Source organism: Streptomyces sp. NPDC046122 (assembly GCF_056429965.1).
Window position 1 is genome coordinate 85237 of record NZ_JBWKLQ010000006.1, and the last position, 15905, is coordinate 101141.

Annotated in this window: 15 protein-coding genes; 7 read left to right on the plus strand and 8 right to left on the minus strand. The window is 71.4% G+C overall.

The features are described 5' to 3' along the window. Positions 1-123 precede the first annotated feature (123 nt). The 3 genes from sph to AC07FK_RS18470 all read left to right on the plus strand — a co-directional run bounded on the left by sph (position 124) and on the right by AC07FK_RS18470 (position 4005). Positions 124-1122, plus strand: coding sequence for a sphingomyelin phosphodiesterase (sph, locus tag AC07FK_RS18460; protein WP_479105951.1), 999 nt, complete (start codon positions 124-126; stop codon positions 1120-1122). A gap of 86 nt (positions 1123-1208) precedes the next feature. Further along, positions 1209-2249: a cation diffusion facilitator family transporter gene (locus AC07FK_RS18465; RefSeq protein WP_479105952.1), complete on the plus strand. Its 1041-nt coding sequence runs from the start codon at positions 1209-1211 to the stop codon at positions 2247-2249. A gap of 106 nt (positions 2250-2355) precedes the next feature. Continuing rightward, positions 2356-4005 carry an FAD-binding oxidoreductase gene (locus AC07FK_RS18470; protein WP_479105953.1) on the plus strand — a complete coding sequence of 550 codons (1650 nt, stop codon included), beginning with the start codon at positions 2356-2358 and terminating at the stop codon, positions 4003-4005. 124 nt (positions 4006-4129) lie between these two features. Here AC07FK_RS18470 and AC07FK_RS18475 read toward each other — a convergent pair whose 3' ends face one another. Next, positions 4130-4606: a macro domain-containing protein gene (locus tag AC07FK_RS18475; RefSeq protein ID WP_479105954.1), complete on the minus strand. Its 477-nt coding sequence runs from the start codon at positions 4604-4606 to the stop codon at positions 4130-4132. 133 nt (positions 4607-4739) lie between these two features. On the opposite strand from AC07FK_RS18475, the gene AC07FK_RS18480 reads away from it, so the two are divergent. Next, positions 4740-5474 (plus strand): MerR family transcriptional regulator, encoded by a 735-nt coding sequence (locus tag AC07FK_RS18480; RefSeq protein WP_479105955.1) that lies wholly within the window; start codon positions 4740-4742, stop codon positions 5472-5474. Positions 5475-5578: 104 nt separating this feature from the next. Here AC07FK_RS18480 and AC07FK_RS18485 read toward each other — a convergent pair whose 3' ends face one another. The 4 genes from AC07FK_RS18485 to AC07FK_RS18500 form a co-directional block, all read right to left on the minus strand. Further along, the gene (locus AC07FK_RS18485; RefSeq protein WP_479105956.1) at positions 5579-7753 is read right to left on the minus strand and encodes a 3-hydroxyacyl-CoA dehydrogenase NAD-binding domain-containing protein; all 2175 of its coding nucleotides are present in this window, start codon (positions 7751-7753) and stop codon (positions 5579-5581) included. A gap of 34 nt (positions 7754-7787) precedes the next feature. After that, on the minus strand, positions 7788-9002 hold the full coding sequence (locus tag AC07FK_RS18490; RefSeq protein WP_479105957.1) for an acetyl-CoA C-acetyltransferase: 1215 nt from the start codon (positions 9000-9002) through the stop codon (positions 7788-7790). A gap of 75 nt (positions 9003-9077) precedes the next feature. Next, positions 9078-10220: an acyl-CoA dehydrogenase family protein gene (locus tag AC07FK_RS18495; protein WP_479105958.1), complete on the minus strand. Its 1143-nt coding sequence runs from the start codon at positions 10218-10220 to the stop codon at positions 9078-9080. Then, complete coding sequence (locus AC07FK_RS18500) at positions 10217-11362, minus strand: CaiB/BaiF CoA transferase family protein (protein ID WP_479105959.1); 1146 nt, start codon at positions 11360-11362, stop codon at positions 10217-10219. Before AC07FK_RS18500 ends, AC07FK_RS18495 begins: the two co-directional genes overlap by 4 nt. Positions 11363-11494: 132 nt before the next feature. On the opposite strand from AC07FK_RS18500, the gene AC07FK_RS18505 reads away from it, so the two are divergent. Continuing rightward, positions 11495-12700, plus strand: a complete 1206-nt coding sequence (locus AC07FK_RS18505) for a saccharopine dehydrogenase family protein (RefSeq protein ID WP_479105960.1) — start codon at positions 11495-11497, stop codon at positions 12698-12700. Positions 12701-12752: 52 nt separating this feature from the next. On the opposite strand, the gene mmpA is transcribed toward AC07FK_RS18505, so the two are convergent. Both mmpA and AC07FK_RS18515 read right to left on the minus strand, forming a co-directional pair. Beyond that, on the minus strand, positions 12753-12935 hold the full coding sequence (mmpA, locus tag AC07FK_RS18510) for a morphogenic membrane protein MmpA (RefSeq protein WP_479105961.1): 183 nt from the start codon (positions 12933-12935) through the stop codon (positions 12753-12755). Positions 12936-12986: 51 nt separating this feature from the next. After that, positions 12987-13688, minus strand: coding sequence for an endonuclease V (locus AC07FK_RS18515; protein WP_479105962.1), 702 nt, complete (start codon positions 13686-13688; stop codon positions 12987-12989). Between the two features lie 33 nt (positions 13689-13721). Between AC07FK_RS18515 and AC07FK_RS18520 the strand changes: the two genes are divergently transcribed. Beyond that, positions 13722-14024 carry a YciI family protein gene (locus AC07FK_RS18520; protein ID WP_479105963.1) on the plus strand — a complete coding sequence of 101 codons (303 nt, stop codon included), beginning with the start codon at positions 13722-13724 and terminating at the stop codon, positions 14022-14024. A gap of 110 nt (positions 14025-14134) precedes the next feature. On the opposite strand, the gene AC07FK_RS18525 is transcribed toward AC07FK_RS18520, so the two are convergent. Next, positions 14135-15217, minus strand: a complete 1083-nt coding sequence (locus tag AC07FK_RS18525; protein WP_479105964.1) for a WD40/YVTN/BNR-like repeat-containing protein — start codon at positions 15215-15217, stop codon at positions 14135-14137. Positions 15218-15378: 161 nt separating this feature from the next. Between AC07FK_RS18525 and ssgD the strand changes: the two genes are divergently transcribed. After that, positions 15379-15795: a spore wall synthesis regulator SsgD gene (ssgD, locus tag AC07FK_RS18530; RefSeq protein ID WP_479105965.1), complete on the plus strand. Its 417-nt coding sequence runs from the start codon at positions 15379-15381 to the stop codon at positions 15793-15795. Positions 15796-15905 lie beyond the last annotated feature (110 nt).

The window sequence follows — 15905 nt, forward strand, 5'->3', positions numbered from 1 at the left end:
GCAGTTGGGGAGATCGTGTGCGTACCGCAAGGCATTCGCCGCGCAATGGCTACCGGAAGGTAACTCGGGCTGATTTGATGTGCCGCGCCGATCTTTACCCCCCACTCCACCACGGGAGTTCCAGTGCCGCACTCCGCGCTCCGCCGTACCCCCGGCGCCGCCCTCGCCGCCGTACTGGCGGCCGCCGCGCTCGCCTCGACGGCGCCGTCCGCGTCCGCGGCCCCGGCCGCCGCGTCCGCCGGCGTGCCGTCGCTGAAGGTGCTGTCGTACAACGCCTTCCTCTTCAGCAAGAACCTCTACCCGAACTGGGGCCAGGACCACCGCGCGAAGGCCATACCGGCGGCTTCCTTCTTCCAGGGCAACGACGTGGTCGTCGTCCAGGAGGCGTTCGACAACGGCGCCTCCGACGCGCTGAAGAGCAACGCCGCGGCGCAGTACCCGCACCAGACGCCGGTGATGGGCCGCAGCAGGACCGGCTGGGACGCGACCGGCGGCGCGTACTCCGCCACGACGCCGGAGGACGGCGGGGTCGCGATCCTCAGCAAGTGGCCGGTCGTGCGCAAGGAGCAGTACGTGTACAAGGACGCGTGCGGCGCCGACTGGTACTCGAACAAGGGCTTCGTGTACGCCGTACTGGACGTGAACGGCACCCGCGTCCACGTCGTCGGCACACATGCCCAGTCCACCGACCCGGGCTGCGGCGCCGGAGAGGCCGCGCAGATGCGCAGTCGGCAGTTCAAGGCGATCGACGCCTTCCTCGACGGCAAGAACATCCCCGCCTCCGAGCAGGTGATCGTCGCGGGCGACTTCAACGTCGACTCGCACAGCCCCGAGTACGCGACGATGCTCGCCGACGGCGGCCTGACGGGCGACGACGCGCGGACCGGCCACCCGTACTCCTTCGACACCGCGGACAACTCGATCGCCTCCGAGCGCTACCCGGACGACCCGCGCGAGGACCTCGACTACGTCCTGCACCGGGCGGGGCACGTCAAGCCGGCGGGCTGGACGAACGAGGTGATCAAGGAGCAGAGCGCGCCGTGGACCGTGTCCAGCTGGGGCAAGCGGTACACGTACACGAACCTGTCGGACCACTACCCGGTCGTGGCGAGCGCGCGCTGAGCGTGTAACCGCGAGCGATTCGCACCTGGTCAGGGGCCGTTTTCCGACGGTGGCCGCAGGGGAGCCGGTGTGCCACGGTGGTGCACATGGCGGGTCGCGGGCATGACCACGGACACGGACATCAGCACGGACGTTCACACGGGCGCGGGCATCTTCATGACCACGCGCACGACCGGCTCGACTCGGCGCTGGAAGGGTCGGCGGAGGGGCTGCGGACCCTGTGGGTCTCCTTCGCCGTCCTGGCGGCGACCACCGTCGTCCAGGCGGTCGTCGCCGCGCTGTCCGGTTCGGTGGCACTCCTCGGCGACACGGTGCACAACGCCGCCGACGCCCTGACCGCGCTGCCGCTCGCCGCCGCCTTCCTGCTGGGGCGGCGGGCGGCGACCCGCCGCTACACCTACGGCTTCGGGCGGGCCGAGGATCTCGCCGGCGTCTTCGTGGTGCTGGTGATCGCCGCCTCGGCGGTGTTCGCCGGGTACGAGGCGGTCCGGCGCCTCCTCGATCCGCAGGAGGTCGCCCACCTTCCGGCGGTCGCCGCGGCGGGCCTCGTCGGTTTCGCGGGGAACGAGTGGGTGGCGCGGGCCCGTATCCGCACCGGCAGGCGGATCGGCTCCGCCGCGCTGGTCGCCGACGGGCTCCACGCCCGCACCGACGGCTTCACCTCCCTCGCCGTGCTCCTGGGCGCGGGCGGGTCGGCGCTCGGCTGGCACTACGCCGACCCGCTGATCGGGCTGCTGATCACGGCGGCGTTCACGCTGGTGCTGCGCGGCGCGGCGCGTGAGGTCTGGCACCGGCTTATGGACGCGGTGGACCCGGCGCTGGTGGACGAGGCCGAGCAGGCGCTCGCGCGGGTGGACGGAGTGCGGGCGGTGGGGGCCGTCCGCATGCGGTGGCTCGGCCACAGCCTGCGCGCCGAGACCTCGGTGGTGGTCGATCCCGGTCTGACGGTGGTCCAGGCGCACGCGGTGGCGGTGGCGGCGGAGCACGCGCTGCTGCACGCGGTGCGCCGACTCGCGGGCGCGACCGTGCATGTGGACCACGCCCCCGAGTCCGCTGCCATGGACCCGCACGCGCCACTCGCGCACCACGTCGGCCGAGACCGCTCATTCACCCGAACGGGTTCATAACCCATAGCTCAACACTGGTAACTTGGAGTGACGGGCGGGGCGGGCGTCGGATCTTCCGGTGACGTGACGTCCGATCTGCGTGTCCATCTACGTGTGGGGGGATGTCATGGGTGCTCCGACCGAGGTGGGCCCGAGCGACGCGCGGTACGACGCGCTGCGCCGCGGGTTCAACCAGCGCTGGATCGCCAGTCCCGACTATGTGGTGGTGGCCGCGTCGGCGGACGACGTGGTGGCCGCGGTCGGCAAGTTCGTCGGCGACCCGGCCAACGCCAAGCGCCGGATCACGGTGCGCTCGGGCGGTCACTGCTACGAGAACTTCGTCTCGTCCGACGACGTCGGCGTCATCATCGACGTGAGCGGGATGAACCAGGTCTACTTCGACCCGGAGATGGACGCGTACTGCATCGAGGCGGGCGCGACGAACTGGCACAGCACCACCCAGCTCTACCGGTCGACCGGCCTGGCCCTCCCCGGCGGCTCCTGCTACTCGGTGGGGCTCGGCGGACACGTCTCGGGCGGCGGTTACGGTCTGCTCTCCCGGCAGTTCGGGCTGACCGTGGACTATCTGTACGCCGTCGAGGTGGTCACCGTCGCCGACGGCAAGCGGCCCGTGAAGACGGTGGCCCGCAAGGACTCGGCCGATGCGGCGCTGAAGGATCTGTGGTGGGCGCACACGGGCGGGGGCGGCGGGAACTTCGGCGTCATCACGCGGTACTGGTTCCGCGGCCTCCGGCAACCGCCGGCCCGGGTCCTGGCCAGGTCCGTCGCGTGGGAGTGGAAGGATTTCCGTGAGCACCCCGAGCTGTTCAAGGCCCTCGTGCGGCGCTACGGGCAGTTCTTCGAGTACGAGCACACCGGGAAGCTGCCGTCCTCCTTCGGCGGCGCCGCCTACCAGGACCTGTTCACCCTGCTGAAGCTCACCCACATGAGCAGTGGCAAGGTGGGACTGACCATCCAGCTCGACGGCACGAGGGACGACTCGGTGGCCCGCCTGGCGGCCTTCATGGGCTGGATCACCCAGGACTTCAAGACGGGCGGGACGTACCGCATCACGGAGACACCGCTGGACCAGGCGATCGGCGAACATCCCGCACAGGGGGCGCTGTTCGTCCCGACCCGCCTCCCGTGGCTCACAGCGACGCAGAGCATCAACGACTCGGGGCCGAACCGCTGCGGCAAGTACAAGTCGGCGTACATGACACGGGGGTTCACCGAGCACCAGATCGACGCGATCCACCGTCATCTCACCGACGGGACCTACACCAATCCCGACGCGCTGGTGCAGGTCGACTCGTACGGCGGGGCGATCAACAAGGTCGGTGAGAAGGACACGGCCGTACCGCAGCGGAGCTCGGTCATGAAGCTGCAGTACCAGGTGTACTGGACCTGGGACACGGACGCCGACAAGAACGGCGTCTACGACTACCGCGACGCCGAGGCGGACCATGGGATCGCCGCGCCCCATCTGCGCTGGATCAGAAACTTCTACCAGGACGTCTACGGGCCCACCGGAGGGGTGCCGGTGGTGGTCGACCCGGCCCTGCCCGCGACGAAGGACGCGAACACGGACGGCTGCTACGTCAACTACCCCGACGTCGACCTCCTCGACGAGCAGCACCTGAACACATCGCGTCAGCCCTGGTACCAGCTGTACTACAAGGGCAGCTATCCACGCCTCCAGCAGACGAAGAAGCGGTGGGACCCCCACAACATCTTCCGCCACGCCCAGTCCATCGCGGTGCCCTCCGCCCCCTAGGCCACGCCGTTGCGCCCCGGCTCGGCACCCCCGGCACAACAAGACCCGATCACGGCGGACCCGGCACGGCACACCGGGCACAGCACCGGTCGGTGACCGGCGGTGCGGGCGCCGCTCCCCCGGCTCAGCCGTGGTCGTAGACCGTGACGGTGATCCCCCGTGACACCAGCCGCTGGGCGAGCAGCGGTTCGATCCGCGGCCACTTCCCGCCCGCCAGGCCGCAGCCGATGCGGGGCATGTGGACCGACGCCCCCAGCTCGGCGGCCTCGGCCGCCACGGCTTCGAGCGCCGCGTCGATGGCGTCGTACCGCACCGGCACGCCCTTGCTGCCGGTCCGCTGGCCGCGCTGGCCGATCATGTTGGCCACCCACACGTACGGCTCGGCCTGTACGAACTGGACCGCTGCCAGGCCGAAGTCGTTGCCGGCCCTCTCACGGTGCCAGCGGCGGTACGCCGCCTCCGGCTCGGGCCAGCGGCGGGACACCGCCAGCACGAAGCCCTTGCCCCAGCCGCCCAGGTCGTTGCAGACATGCGCGATGATCTTGACGCCCTTGCCCTGCGGCGCGGTGGCGTCCCCCCGTACGTACGTGATCCCGGCCATGGCACAACCGTACGGTTCACCACTGACAGCCCGGCGGGAGCGGGCGCTTTCACAACAATGGTGAGACAGCAATACTGTTGCACTGGTCGCAGCACGGCGGTCGGGGCACAGCAGTGGGAAGCGAGGCGCAGAAATGACGACGGACACGGACACCGGGGAGCCGACGCTCACGGTGGACGAGCTGGCCGCACGGGCCGGAGTCACGGTGCGAACGGTCCGCTTCTACGGCACGCGCGGTCTGCTCCCGCCGCCCGTGATCGGCCCGCGCCGGGTCGGCCACTACGGTCCCGCCCACCTGTCGCGGCTGGCGCTCATCGAGGAGCTTCAGCACCACGGCATGACGCTCGCGGCGATCGAACGCTACCTGGAGCAGCTGCCGCCCGACCTGAGCGCCCACGACCTGGCGATACACCGCGCACTGGTGGCGAGTTGGGTGCCGGACTCGGCGGAGGACGCGACCCGTGCGGAGCTGGAGCGCCGGGCGGGCCGGCCGCTGTCCGAGGAGGACATCGACCGGCTCGCCGCGATGGACGTCCTGGAGCGGGCCGATTCCCCCGACACCTTCCGGGTCGACCCCGGTCTGCTGGCCCTCGGCGTACAACTGCTCGGCGTGCCGATCGCCCACGAGACGATCCTCGCGGCCCGCACCCTGCTGCTGGAGCACACGCGGTCCGCGGCGCGCTCGTTGACGCATCTCTTCAAGGACGAGGTGTGGGGGCCGTACCGCGAGCGCGAGGCGGATCCCGAGCATGTGAAGGCGATGAAGTCGTTGTCGGCCCATATGCAGCCGATCGTCATCCAGGCGCTGGTGACGGCGTTCCAGCGATCGCTGCGGGAGGAGCTGCGGGCCGCCTTCACAGCGGAGTGACTGCGGGCGGCGGTGCTCCGTGTGCGGGGCAGGCGCGGGCGGCGGGCCGCCCGGAGCCCGGGACCCCGGTGAGGGCCCCGGGGCCGGTACGGCGGCGGTCCCGGTCAGGCGTCGCTGAACTTCTCGCCGCGTTCCGCCTTCTCCACCAGCAGCGCGGGCGGGGTGAAGCGTTCGCCGTACGTCGCCGCCAGCTCCCGCGCGCGGGCCACGAAGCCGGGGAGGCCGCCCTCGTATCCGTTGACGTACTGGATGGCGCCACCCGTCCAGGCCGGGAAGCCGATGCCCATGACGGAGCCGATGTTCGCGTCGGCGACCGAGGTCAGGACGCCCTCCTCGAAGCAGCGGACCGTGTCCAGCGCCTCCGAGAAGAGCATCCGCTCCTGCATGTCCGCGAAGGGGATCTCGGCGCCCGGCTTCGCGAAGTGCTCGCGCAGCCCCGGCCACAGCCGCGTGCGCTTCCCGTCCTCGTCGTAGTCGTAGAAGCCCGCCCCGCCGCTTCGGCCCGTACGCCCGAACTCGTCGACCATGCGGTCGATGACCGCGTCCGACGGGTGCCCCGGCCAGGTGCCGCCCGCGGCCTCGACCGCCCGCTTCGTCTCGCCCCGGATCTTGCGCGGGAGGGTGAGCGTCAGCTCGTCCATCAGGGACAGGACCTTCGCCGGGTAGCCGGCCTGGGCCGCCGCCTGCTCGATGGACGCGGGCTCGATGCCCTCGCCGACCATGGCGACGCCCTCGTTGATGAACTGGCCGATGACGCGCGAGGTGAAGAAGCCGCGCGAGTCGTTGACGACGATCGGCGTCTTCTTGATCTGCCGTACGAGGTCGAAGGCGCGCGCCAGGGCCTCGTCACCGGTCCGCTCACCCTTGATGATCTCGACCAGCGGCATCTTGTCGACCGGCGAGAAGAAGTGCAGACCGATGAAGTCGACGGGACGCGCGACGCCCTCGGCGAGGCCGGTGATGGGCAGCGTCGAGGTGTTGGAGCAGAGCAGCGCGTCCGGCTCGACGACGTCCTGGACCTCCTGGAAGACCTTGTGCTTCAGCGAGGTGTCCTCGAACACCGCCTCGATCACGGCGTCGCAGCCGGCCAGGTCGGCCGGGTCGGCGGTGGGCGTGATGCGGGCCAGCAGCGCGTCCCGTTCCGCCTCGGTCGTCCGGCCGCGCGACAGCGCCTTGGCGAGGAGCTTCTCGGAGTACGCCTTGCCCCGGCCTGCGGCCTCGGCCGTCACGTCCTTGAGGACGACCTCGATGCCGGCGCGCGCGCAGGAGTACGCGATGCCGGCGCCCATCATTCCGGCGCCGAGGACCGCGACCTTGCGTACGGGACGGGGCTCGATGCCCTTGGGGCGGTTGGCGCCGGAGTTGACGGCCTGGAGGTCGAAGAAGAACGCCTGGATCATGTTCTTGGCGATCTGCCCGGTGACCAGCTCGGTGAAGTACCGGGCCTCGATGGTCTGCGCGGTCTCGAAGTCGACCTGCGCACCCTCGACGGCCGCCGCCAGGATGTTGCGCGGGGCGGGGTAGGGGGCGCCGGCCGTCTGCTTCTTGAGGTTGGCCGGGAAGGCGGGCAGATTCGCGGCGAAGCGCGGGCTGGCGGGCGTGCCGCCGGGGATCTTGTAGCCCTTGACGTCCCAGGGCTGGTGCGATTCCGGGTTGGCGTCGATGAAGGCGCGCGCCTTGGCCAGCATCTCCTCCGGCGTGGCGGCGACCTCGTGGATCAGGCCGTTCTCCAGGGCCCGGCGCGGGGTGTACTGGGTGCCCTGGAGCAGGACCTTGAGGAGCGCGTCCGCGATGCCCATCAGGCGCACCGTACGGGTGACGCCGCCGCCTGCCGGGAGCAGGCCGAGCGTGACCTCGGGCAAGCCGATCTTGGAGCCGGGCGCGTCGAGGGCGACCCGGTGGTGGCAGGCCAGGGCGATCTCGTACCCGCCGCCGAGGGCCGCGCCGTTGATGGCGGCGACGACCGGCTTGCCGAGGGTCTCGATGCGGCGCAGGGCACGCTTGATCGCGGTGCCGGTGTCGAAGGCCCGCTGGGCGTTCTCCGGACCGACCTTGATCATGTCCTTGAGGTCGCCGCCCGCGAAGAAGGTCTTCTTGGCGGAGGTGAACACGATCCCGCGGATCGAGTCCCTCTCGGCCTCCGCGCGGTCGGCGACGGCCGCGATGGAGTCCTTGAACGCCTGGTTCATGGTGTTGGCGGACTGGTTCGGGTCGTCGAGGACGAGGGTGACGACACCGGTCTCGTCCTGTTCCCAGCGGATGGTGGTGCTCTCGCTCATGAGTTTTCTTCTCCGTGAGGGTGGGACGGGACGGTCAGAGACGCTCGACGACGGTGGCGATGCCCATGCCGCCGCCGACGCACAACGTGGCCAGGCCGTACCGCTGGTCGCGGCGCTCCAGTTCGTCGACGAGCGTGCCGAGGATCATCGCGCCGGTGGCGCCCAGGGGGTGGCCCATGGCGATGGCGCCGCCGTTGACGTTGACCGTGTCGAGGGAGATGCCCATGTCCTTGACGAAGCGCAGGACGACGCCCGCGAACGCCTCGTTGATCTCGACCAGGTCGATGTCGTCGATGGTCAGGCCCGCCTTGGCCAGCGCCTTGCGGGTGGCGGGCGCCGGGCCCGTGAGCATGATCGTCGGCTCGGAGCCGGACACGGCCGCCGAGACGATGCGGGCACGGGGGGTGAGCCCGTAGCGCTCGCCGACCGCCTGCGAGCCGATGGCGACGAGCGCGGCGCCGTCGACGATGCCGGAGGAGTTGCCGGCGTGGTGGACGTGGTCGATCTTCTCGACCCAGTGGTACTTCTGGAGCGCCACGGCGTCGAAGCCGCCGTGCTCCCCGATCGTCTCGAACGACGGCTTCAGCGAGGCGAGGGAGTCCGCCGTGGTGCCCGGCCGCATGTGCTCGTCGTGGTCGAGCACGGTCAGTCCGTTGCGGTCCTTGACGGGGACGACGGAGCGCGCGAAGCGGCCGTCCTTCCACGCCTCGGCGGCCCGCTCCTGGGAGAGCGCCGCGTACTCGTCGACGTCGCGCCGCGAGTAGCCCTCGAGGGTCGCGATGAGGTCGGCGCCGATGCCCTGGGGGACGAAGCCGGTCTCGTAGTTGGTCATGGGATCCGCGAACCACGCGCCGCCGTCGGAGGCCATGGGCACGCGTGACATGGACTCGACACCGCCTGCGAGGACCAGGTCCTCCCAGCCGGAGCGGACCTTCATGGCCGCCATGTTGACCGCTTCGAGGCCGGAGGCACAGAAGCGGTTCTCCTGCACGCCGGCGACGGTGTCGGGCAGACCGGCCGCGATGGCCGCGATCCGGGCGATGTCGGATCCCTGGTCGCCGACGGGACCGACGACGCCGAGCACGATGTCGTCGATGGCGGCCGGGTCCAGGCCGGGAAAGCGGCTTCGGAGCTCGTGGATGAGGCCGACGACCAGGTCGATCGGCTTGGTGCCGTGCAGGGCGCCGTTGGCCTTGCCGCGACCGCGGGGGGTGCGGATCGCGTCGTACACAAACGCTTCGGTACTCAAGACAGCAGCCTTTCGGGGGTGACGAGACAGCGAGGAGGGTCAGCCGGGTCAGGCCGGTCCGGCGGGTCAGGCGGGTCAGGCGAGGAGCGAGCGGCCGATGATCTCCTTCATGATCTCGGTCGTGCCGCCGTAGATCGTCTGGATGCGGCCGTCGGTGAATGCCTTGGCGACGCGGTACTCACTCATGTAGCCGTAGCCGCCGTGCAGTTGCAGGCAGCGGTCGGCGACGCGCTTCTGGAGTTCGGTGGCCCACCACTTGGCCATCGACGCGTGGACCGCGTCGAGTTCCCCGTTCGAGTGATCGACGATGCAGCGGTCGAGGAACGTACGGGTGACGGCGCACTCGGTGGCCATCTCCGCTATCTCGAAGCGGATGTGCTGCAGCTTGGACAACGGCCGCCCGAACGCCTCGCGCTCCTTGACGTACGCCGTGGTGATCTCCAGTAGGTGCTCGGCGGCGGCGATCCCGGCCACCGCGATGCCCATGCGCTCCTGGGCCAGGTTGGTCATCAGGTGGACGAAGGCTCCGTTGAGCTCACCGAGCAGGTTCTCCTTGGGGACGCGTACGTCGTGGAAGAACAGTTCGGCGGTGTCCTGGGACTTCTGGCCGATCTTGTCGAGGTTGCGCCCGCGCTCGAAGCCCTCGGCACCGCGTTCCACGACGAGCAGGGACAGGCCCCTCGCACCGCCCTCGGGCGAGGTCTTGGCCACGACGATCACCAGGTCGGCGAGGATTCCGTTGGAGATGAAGGTCTTCGAGCCGTTGAGCAGCCAGTGGTCGCCCTTGTCCTCGGCGGTGGTGCGGATGCCCTGGAGGTCGGAGCCCGCGCCCGGCTCGGTCATCGCGATGGCGGTGATCGTCTCGCCGGTGCAGAAGCCGGGCAGCCAGCGCCGCTTCTGCGCGTCGGTGGCGAGCCCGGTGAGGTACGGGCCGATGATGTCGTTGTGCAGGCCGAGCGCGAGCCCGGCCGCGCCCGCCCGGGTGAACTCCTCGGCCAGTACGGCGCTGTAGCGGAAGTCGTCGTTCCCGCCGCCTCCGTACTCCTCCGCAACGGCCAGGCCCAGCAGTCCCTGCCTGCCCGCCGCAAGCCACGCGTCCCGGCTGACGATGCCGTCCCGCTCCCACTGCTCGTAGTACGGCGTCACCTCCTTGGCCAGGAAGGTGCGCACGGTCTCCCTGAACGCCTCGTGCTCCGGGGTGAAGATCTGACGTTTCAACGCTGCCTCCTGCGGCCGGCCTTCTCGATGCTGGGTACGTCCCATTCGCGCGCCACTTCGGCCGTGTCCGCTCCGGGGAGCGCCGGTGGGCTGTGCACGACGCCCGGGGTGGCCGAGAAGCGCGGGGCGGGCGCGGGCTGGGTGAGGCCGCCGTGGGTGACGAAGGTGGACCGCGCGGCGAGGTGCGGGTGGGAGGGGGCCTCGCGCAGGGACAGCACGGGGGCGACGCAGGCGTCCGAACCCTCGAAGACGGCGGTCCACTCCTCGCGGGTCCGGGCTTTGAAGCGGGCGGCGACGCTTTCGCGCAGTTCGTCCCAGCGGGTCAGGTCGTCGCGGGCTCCCGCCGCCGCCTCGTCGAGGCCGAGGAGCGCGGTGAACCGGTCGTAGAACTGCGGTTCCAGTGCGCCGACCGCCATGTACTGGCCGTCGGACGTCTCGTAGGCGCCGTAGAAGGGGCAGCCGCCGTCGAGCAGGTTCGCCCCCCGCCGGTCCTGCCAGCCACCGGCCGCCAGCATGCCGTGGATCATCGTGGCGAGGTGGGCCGCGCCGTCCACGATGGCCGCGTCGACGACCTGTCCGGTGCCGCCCTCGGTGCGGGCGTGCTGGAGCGCGGCGAGGACGCCGACGACGAGGTAGAGGGAGCCGCCCGCGTAGTCGCCGACGAGGTTGGCGGGGACCGTGGGCGGTCCATCCGCCGCGCCGATCATGCCGAGGGTGCCGGTCAGGGCGATGTACGCGATGTCGTGTCCGGCGCGCTGGGCGAGCGGACCCTCCTGGCCCCAGCCGGTCATCCGCCCGTACACGAGCCGCGGGTTCCGGGCCAGGCAGGCGTCGGGGCCGACGCCGAGGCGCTCGGCGACACCGGGGCGGTAGCCCTCGACGAGGACGTGCGCGCGCTCCACGAGGTCGAGGACCCGGTCCGGACCGTCCGCCGACTTGAGGTCGACGATCACCGAGCGCTTGTTGCGGTTGGTCAGGTCGTACGCCGGATCGATGCCAAGACCCGCGCCGCCGGGCCGGTCCACCCGGACGACGTCGGCGCCGAGGTCGGCGAGGAGCATGGCGGCGAACGGACCGGGGCCGATGCCCGCCAGTTCCACCACGCGCACTCCGGCGAGCGGGCCGTTCCCTGTCCCTGCCATCAAGCCCCCAGCACTGTGACACAACTGATGTAACATCAATGATGCTAAGAACGCGTTCCACTCTGCACAAGCCCTTTGGGCGAGCAAGCGCTTAGTTCTTTTTATCGGGGATCACCGCTACTCTCTGCCCCCATGACCGAGACGGTTCCACGCAGGGGCGGAACGGATCGCCCGTACGACATCGTGCTTTTCGGCGCCACGGGGTTCGTCGGGGAGCTGACCGCGGAGTATCTCGCCGCGCACGCACCCGCCGACTGCCGTTGGGCGATAGCCGGACGCAACCCCGCAAAGCTGGAGAAACTGCGCGAACGGCTCGTCGAGGTCAATCCGGCCTGCGCGACCCTCCCCGTCCTGCACGCCGACGCGTCCGACCCGGCCGCGCTGCGCGAACTCGCCGCCCGCACGCGCGTCGTGGCGACGACCGTCGGCCCCTATGTCCTGTACGGCGAGGAGCTTGTCGCCGCCTGCGCCGACGCGGGCACGGACTACGCGGACCTGTCGGGCGAGCCGGAGTTCGCCGACCGGATGTACCTGGCGCACGACGCGCGGGCCCGCGAGACCGGGGCGCGGATCCTGCACGCGTGCGGCTTCGACTCGATCCCCCACGACCTCGGCGTGTACTTCACCGTCCAGCAGCTGCCGGAGGGCGTTCCGCTGCGCATCGACGGTTTCGTCCGCTCCAACGCGATGTTCTCCGGCGGCACCTTCGCCTCCGCGCTGACCGCTCTGGGGCGCGGGCGGCAGACGCTGCGGGCCGCGCGGGAGCGCCGGATGTGGGAGCCGAGGCTCGTGGGGCGGCGCGCGCGGGCCCCGATCGGCGCGGCACGGCGCAGTCGGGAGACGGGGACCTGGGCGCTGCCGCTGCCGACCATCGACCCGCAGATGGTGGCCCGCTCCGCGGCCGCGCTGGAACGCTACGGTCCGGACTTCCGCTACCGGCACTACGCGTCGGTCAAGTGGCTGCCGGTCGCGGTGGGCGGGGTGGCGGCGGTGGGAGCCGCCGCGGCGCTCGCCCAGATTCCGGCGGCGCGGGCGTGGCTCATGGACCGGTACGCGGCGGGGTCGGGTCCCGACGCGGAGCGCAGGGGCCGGAGCTGGTTCACGGTGCGGTTCGTGGGCGAGGGCGGCGGGCGCCGCGTCTTCACCGAGGTGTCGGGCGGCGATCCCGGCTACGGCGAGACGGCGAAGATGCTGGCCGAGTCGGTGCTGTGCCTGGCCTTCGACAAGCTGCCCCCGACGTCGGGGCAGGTCACTCCGGCGGTGGCGATGGGCGACGCGCTGCTGCAGAGGCTGACGGCGGCCGGGCTGAGGTTCCGGGTCGCGGCCGTGCGGGGGTGACGCGGAGTGCGGTGGGGGCTGCGCGTGCGGGGGGTGACGCGTGCGGCCCGGGTCAGTGGCCGGTGAACCAGCCCGCGAGCGTGTAGATCATTCCGCCGGTCCAGCCCAGCGCGGCCAGGCCGCCGACCAGGATGACCGTGTTCATGCGCCGGCCGGCGCGGTGCACGGTCACGGACTCGACCGCTCGCGGAGGGCCGGGGTGCGTGGGGTACTCGGGGTGCGGATTGATCGTCATACGAACACTCTGTCCGATTACGGCAGTTCAAACATCAGTACAGGTACTCAGTTACGCGGTTGTTCCGAAACCGGCACCGATCGCGTCGGCGAGGGCCCGGCGGCACAGGGTGTCCGCCGCGCGCGTCGACTCCGGGAGCCGGAAGGCGGGCGCCAGGCGCAGGGCGTGCGCGCAGGCGTTGTCCAGGCCCACCCGGTGGCCGACGGAGACGAACACCGGTTTCACCCCGTCCTGGGTGCGCAGCGCGCGGCCCACTTCCTCGCCGCCCTCGGCGACGAGGGGGGACTCCGCGCCGCGGCGCGGGCCCGGTTGCGCGTAGGTGAAGGTGAAGGGGTTCTTGGCGACGCCGATGGTGGCGAGGCCGGTCACGACGCCGAGGTGGCTGGCCAGGCCGAAGCGGCGCGGGTGCGCCCGGCCGTAGCCGTCGCAGACCACGAGCCCGGGGTCGGCCGACAGCGATTCGAGCGCCGCCAGCACGGTCGGAAGCTCCCGGAACGCGAGCAGTCCGGGCACGTACGGGAAGGCGACGCGGCCTACCGCGGTGGCCTCCTCGACGACGGCGAGCGTGGCGGCGTCGAGCACGACCGCCGCCGCGGCGACGACGTCGCGCTCGTCGTCGTACGCCACGTCCACACCCGTGACCAGCCCCGTGCCGGGGGGCGGGCCCGGCTCGTCGAGGACGACGCGGGTGCGCAGTTCGTCCTGGATCGCACGGGCTTCGGCTTCGTCGGCGGGGGTACGCAGGCTCTTCATAGTGGTCAGAGCGTACGGGGTAGCCTGACGGCCATGTTCGTACTGGAGTTGACCTACACCGCACCCGTAGAGCGCGTCGACGAGCTGCTGGAAGCGCATGTGGCATGGCTGGACACGCAGTACGAGGCGGGGGTCTTCATCGCTTCGGGTCGCAAGCAGCCGCGTGACGGCGGGGTGATCCTGGCCGTCGCGGACGACCGGGCGCGGATCGAGGAGATCGCGGCTGCGGATCCGTTCGCGGTGGCGGGGGTGTGCGGGTACCGGATCACGGAGTTCGTGGCGACGAAGACGGCGCCGGAACTGGCCCCTTACCGGCAGCAGCTGCCGACGGCGTAGGCGGGGCGGCGGCTTCGGGCGCGGTGCGGATCGCCGTTCCGGGCGGCAGGGCCCACCGGCTTCGGGGGCGGTGACGCGCCGGCAACTGTGCGGTCGTGCAGTTGGGCGTCTCAGTGGTGCAGGCGGGCCGCTCGTCCCTTCTCCCCCGAGGCCCAGCAGGCGCCGTCGCGGGCGCAGTCGACCGTGTCGTACGAGCCGGTGTCGATCGTCCGCCAGGTGCGGCCGCCGTCCCGTGTGAGGTCCGTGCCCGTGGGGCCGACCGCGAGGGCGCCGGACTTGGTGTGCGGCAGCCAGCTCACGCCCGAGCGGTACGCCGGGGGCGGGGCCGCCGACTGCCGCCAGGTGGTGCCGCCGTCGCCGGTCAGCGCCGCCGCCTTCGGTGACTCCTGGCCCGCGCGGTAGTCGCCGCCGACCGCTATCCCGTGGCGGCGGTCGCGGAAGGCGAGGCCGAAGACGCCCCGCGCCGGGTCCCCCGCCGGGATGCCGGCCTCGGTGGCGGTCCAGGTCAGCCCCCGGTCGGCGGAGTGCAGCACCCGGCCCGTCGCGCCGCCGCCCGTCGCCAGCCACACGTCCCGCGGCCCGGCGCTGACCAGGCACTGGCCGCTCGCCGCGAAGCCCGCCTCCCCGGCGTGGGCGGCCGGCATGCCCGCGTCCGGCAGAACCCGCCAGGACCTGCCGCCGTCGCCGGTGGACAGGATGCGGTACTTACCGTCGACCGGGTCGCTCATAGCGAGGCCGTTGCGGCTGTCGAAGAAGGTGACGCAGTCGTAGAAGGCCCTCGGGTCGGTGTTGCGGAAGCTTTCGGTCCAGGTGGCGCCGCCGTCGTCCGTGCGGAAGATCCGCGACGCCTCGCCCTCGCCGATCGCCAGTACCACCGCGCGCCGGCCGTCGAAAGCCTCGATGTCGCGGAACTCCAGGCCCTCCGCGCCCGGGGGCGATACGTTCCGCCAGCTCCGGCCGCCGTTCCCGGTACGCAGCACCGTGCCCTTGGCACCCGCCACCCACGCCGTCTGCCGGCTGACCGCCGAGAGGCCGCGGAACCGTACGTCCCCCTTGCCGGTGTCCGTCAGCTGCCAGCCGGGCCCGGGCCGCGCGGGCGCGTCCGCCCGTGCGGGTGCGGCCAGGGCGGCGGCCAGCGCCGCGCCGCACAGTCCGAGCGACACCATCCGTCTCGTCTTCCCCATGCCCCTCATGGCGCTGGAAGCTAGTCCACGGCCGTCACCCCGTCCAGGGCGCGTCCCGGACACCGTCACCGTGACGCAGGTCACACGATCCGCGCATGCACGGATTTCGTTGTTCTTACGTCTGAACCTGTGACAGGACGCATCAACCGAACCGTGAGAGGGAGCAGGTCTTGCCTCCCGTGATTGAGCAAGCCGTGCAGGCCCGTCTGATCTCGTCCACACCCCGGGCGGAGACGGTCGCCGCGACCCTGCGGTACAACCGCTCGGACCCGTTCGCCGTACGCATGGCCTTCCCGCCGTCCGCCACCCTGGAGGGCGTCGAGGTGTCCTGGGCGTTCGCCCGCGAGCTGCTGGAGGCGGGCATCGAGTCCCGGGCCGGCCTGGGAGACGTGCAGGTGCGGCCGTACGGATACGGACGGACCGTATTCGAGTTCCATGCCGCGGAGGGCACCGCGATGGTCCACATCCGCACCGCCGACCTGCGCCGGTTCCTCAAGCGCACGCACGCGCTCGTCCCCGCCGGCGGCGAGCACCTGCATCTCGACGTCGACCACGACCTGGCGGAACTGCTGCGCGACGCGCTGTGAGGGCCGGCGAATAATCGGTTGGCGCCCCACGGGGCCGCGGCGTACTTTGGCTGTGGCCCTGTTGTCGTCGATCGGAGTGGGACGTTGCTCGTCTGAGGTCCTGAGACACC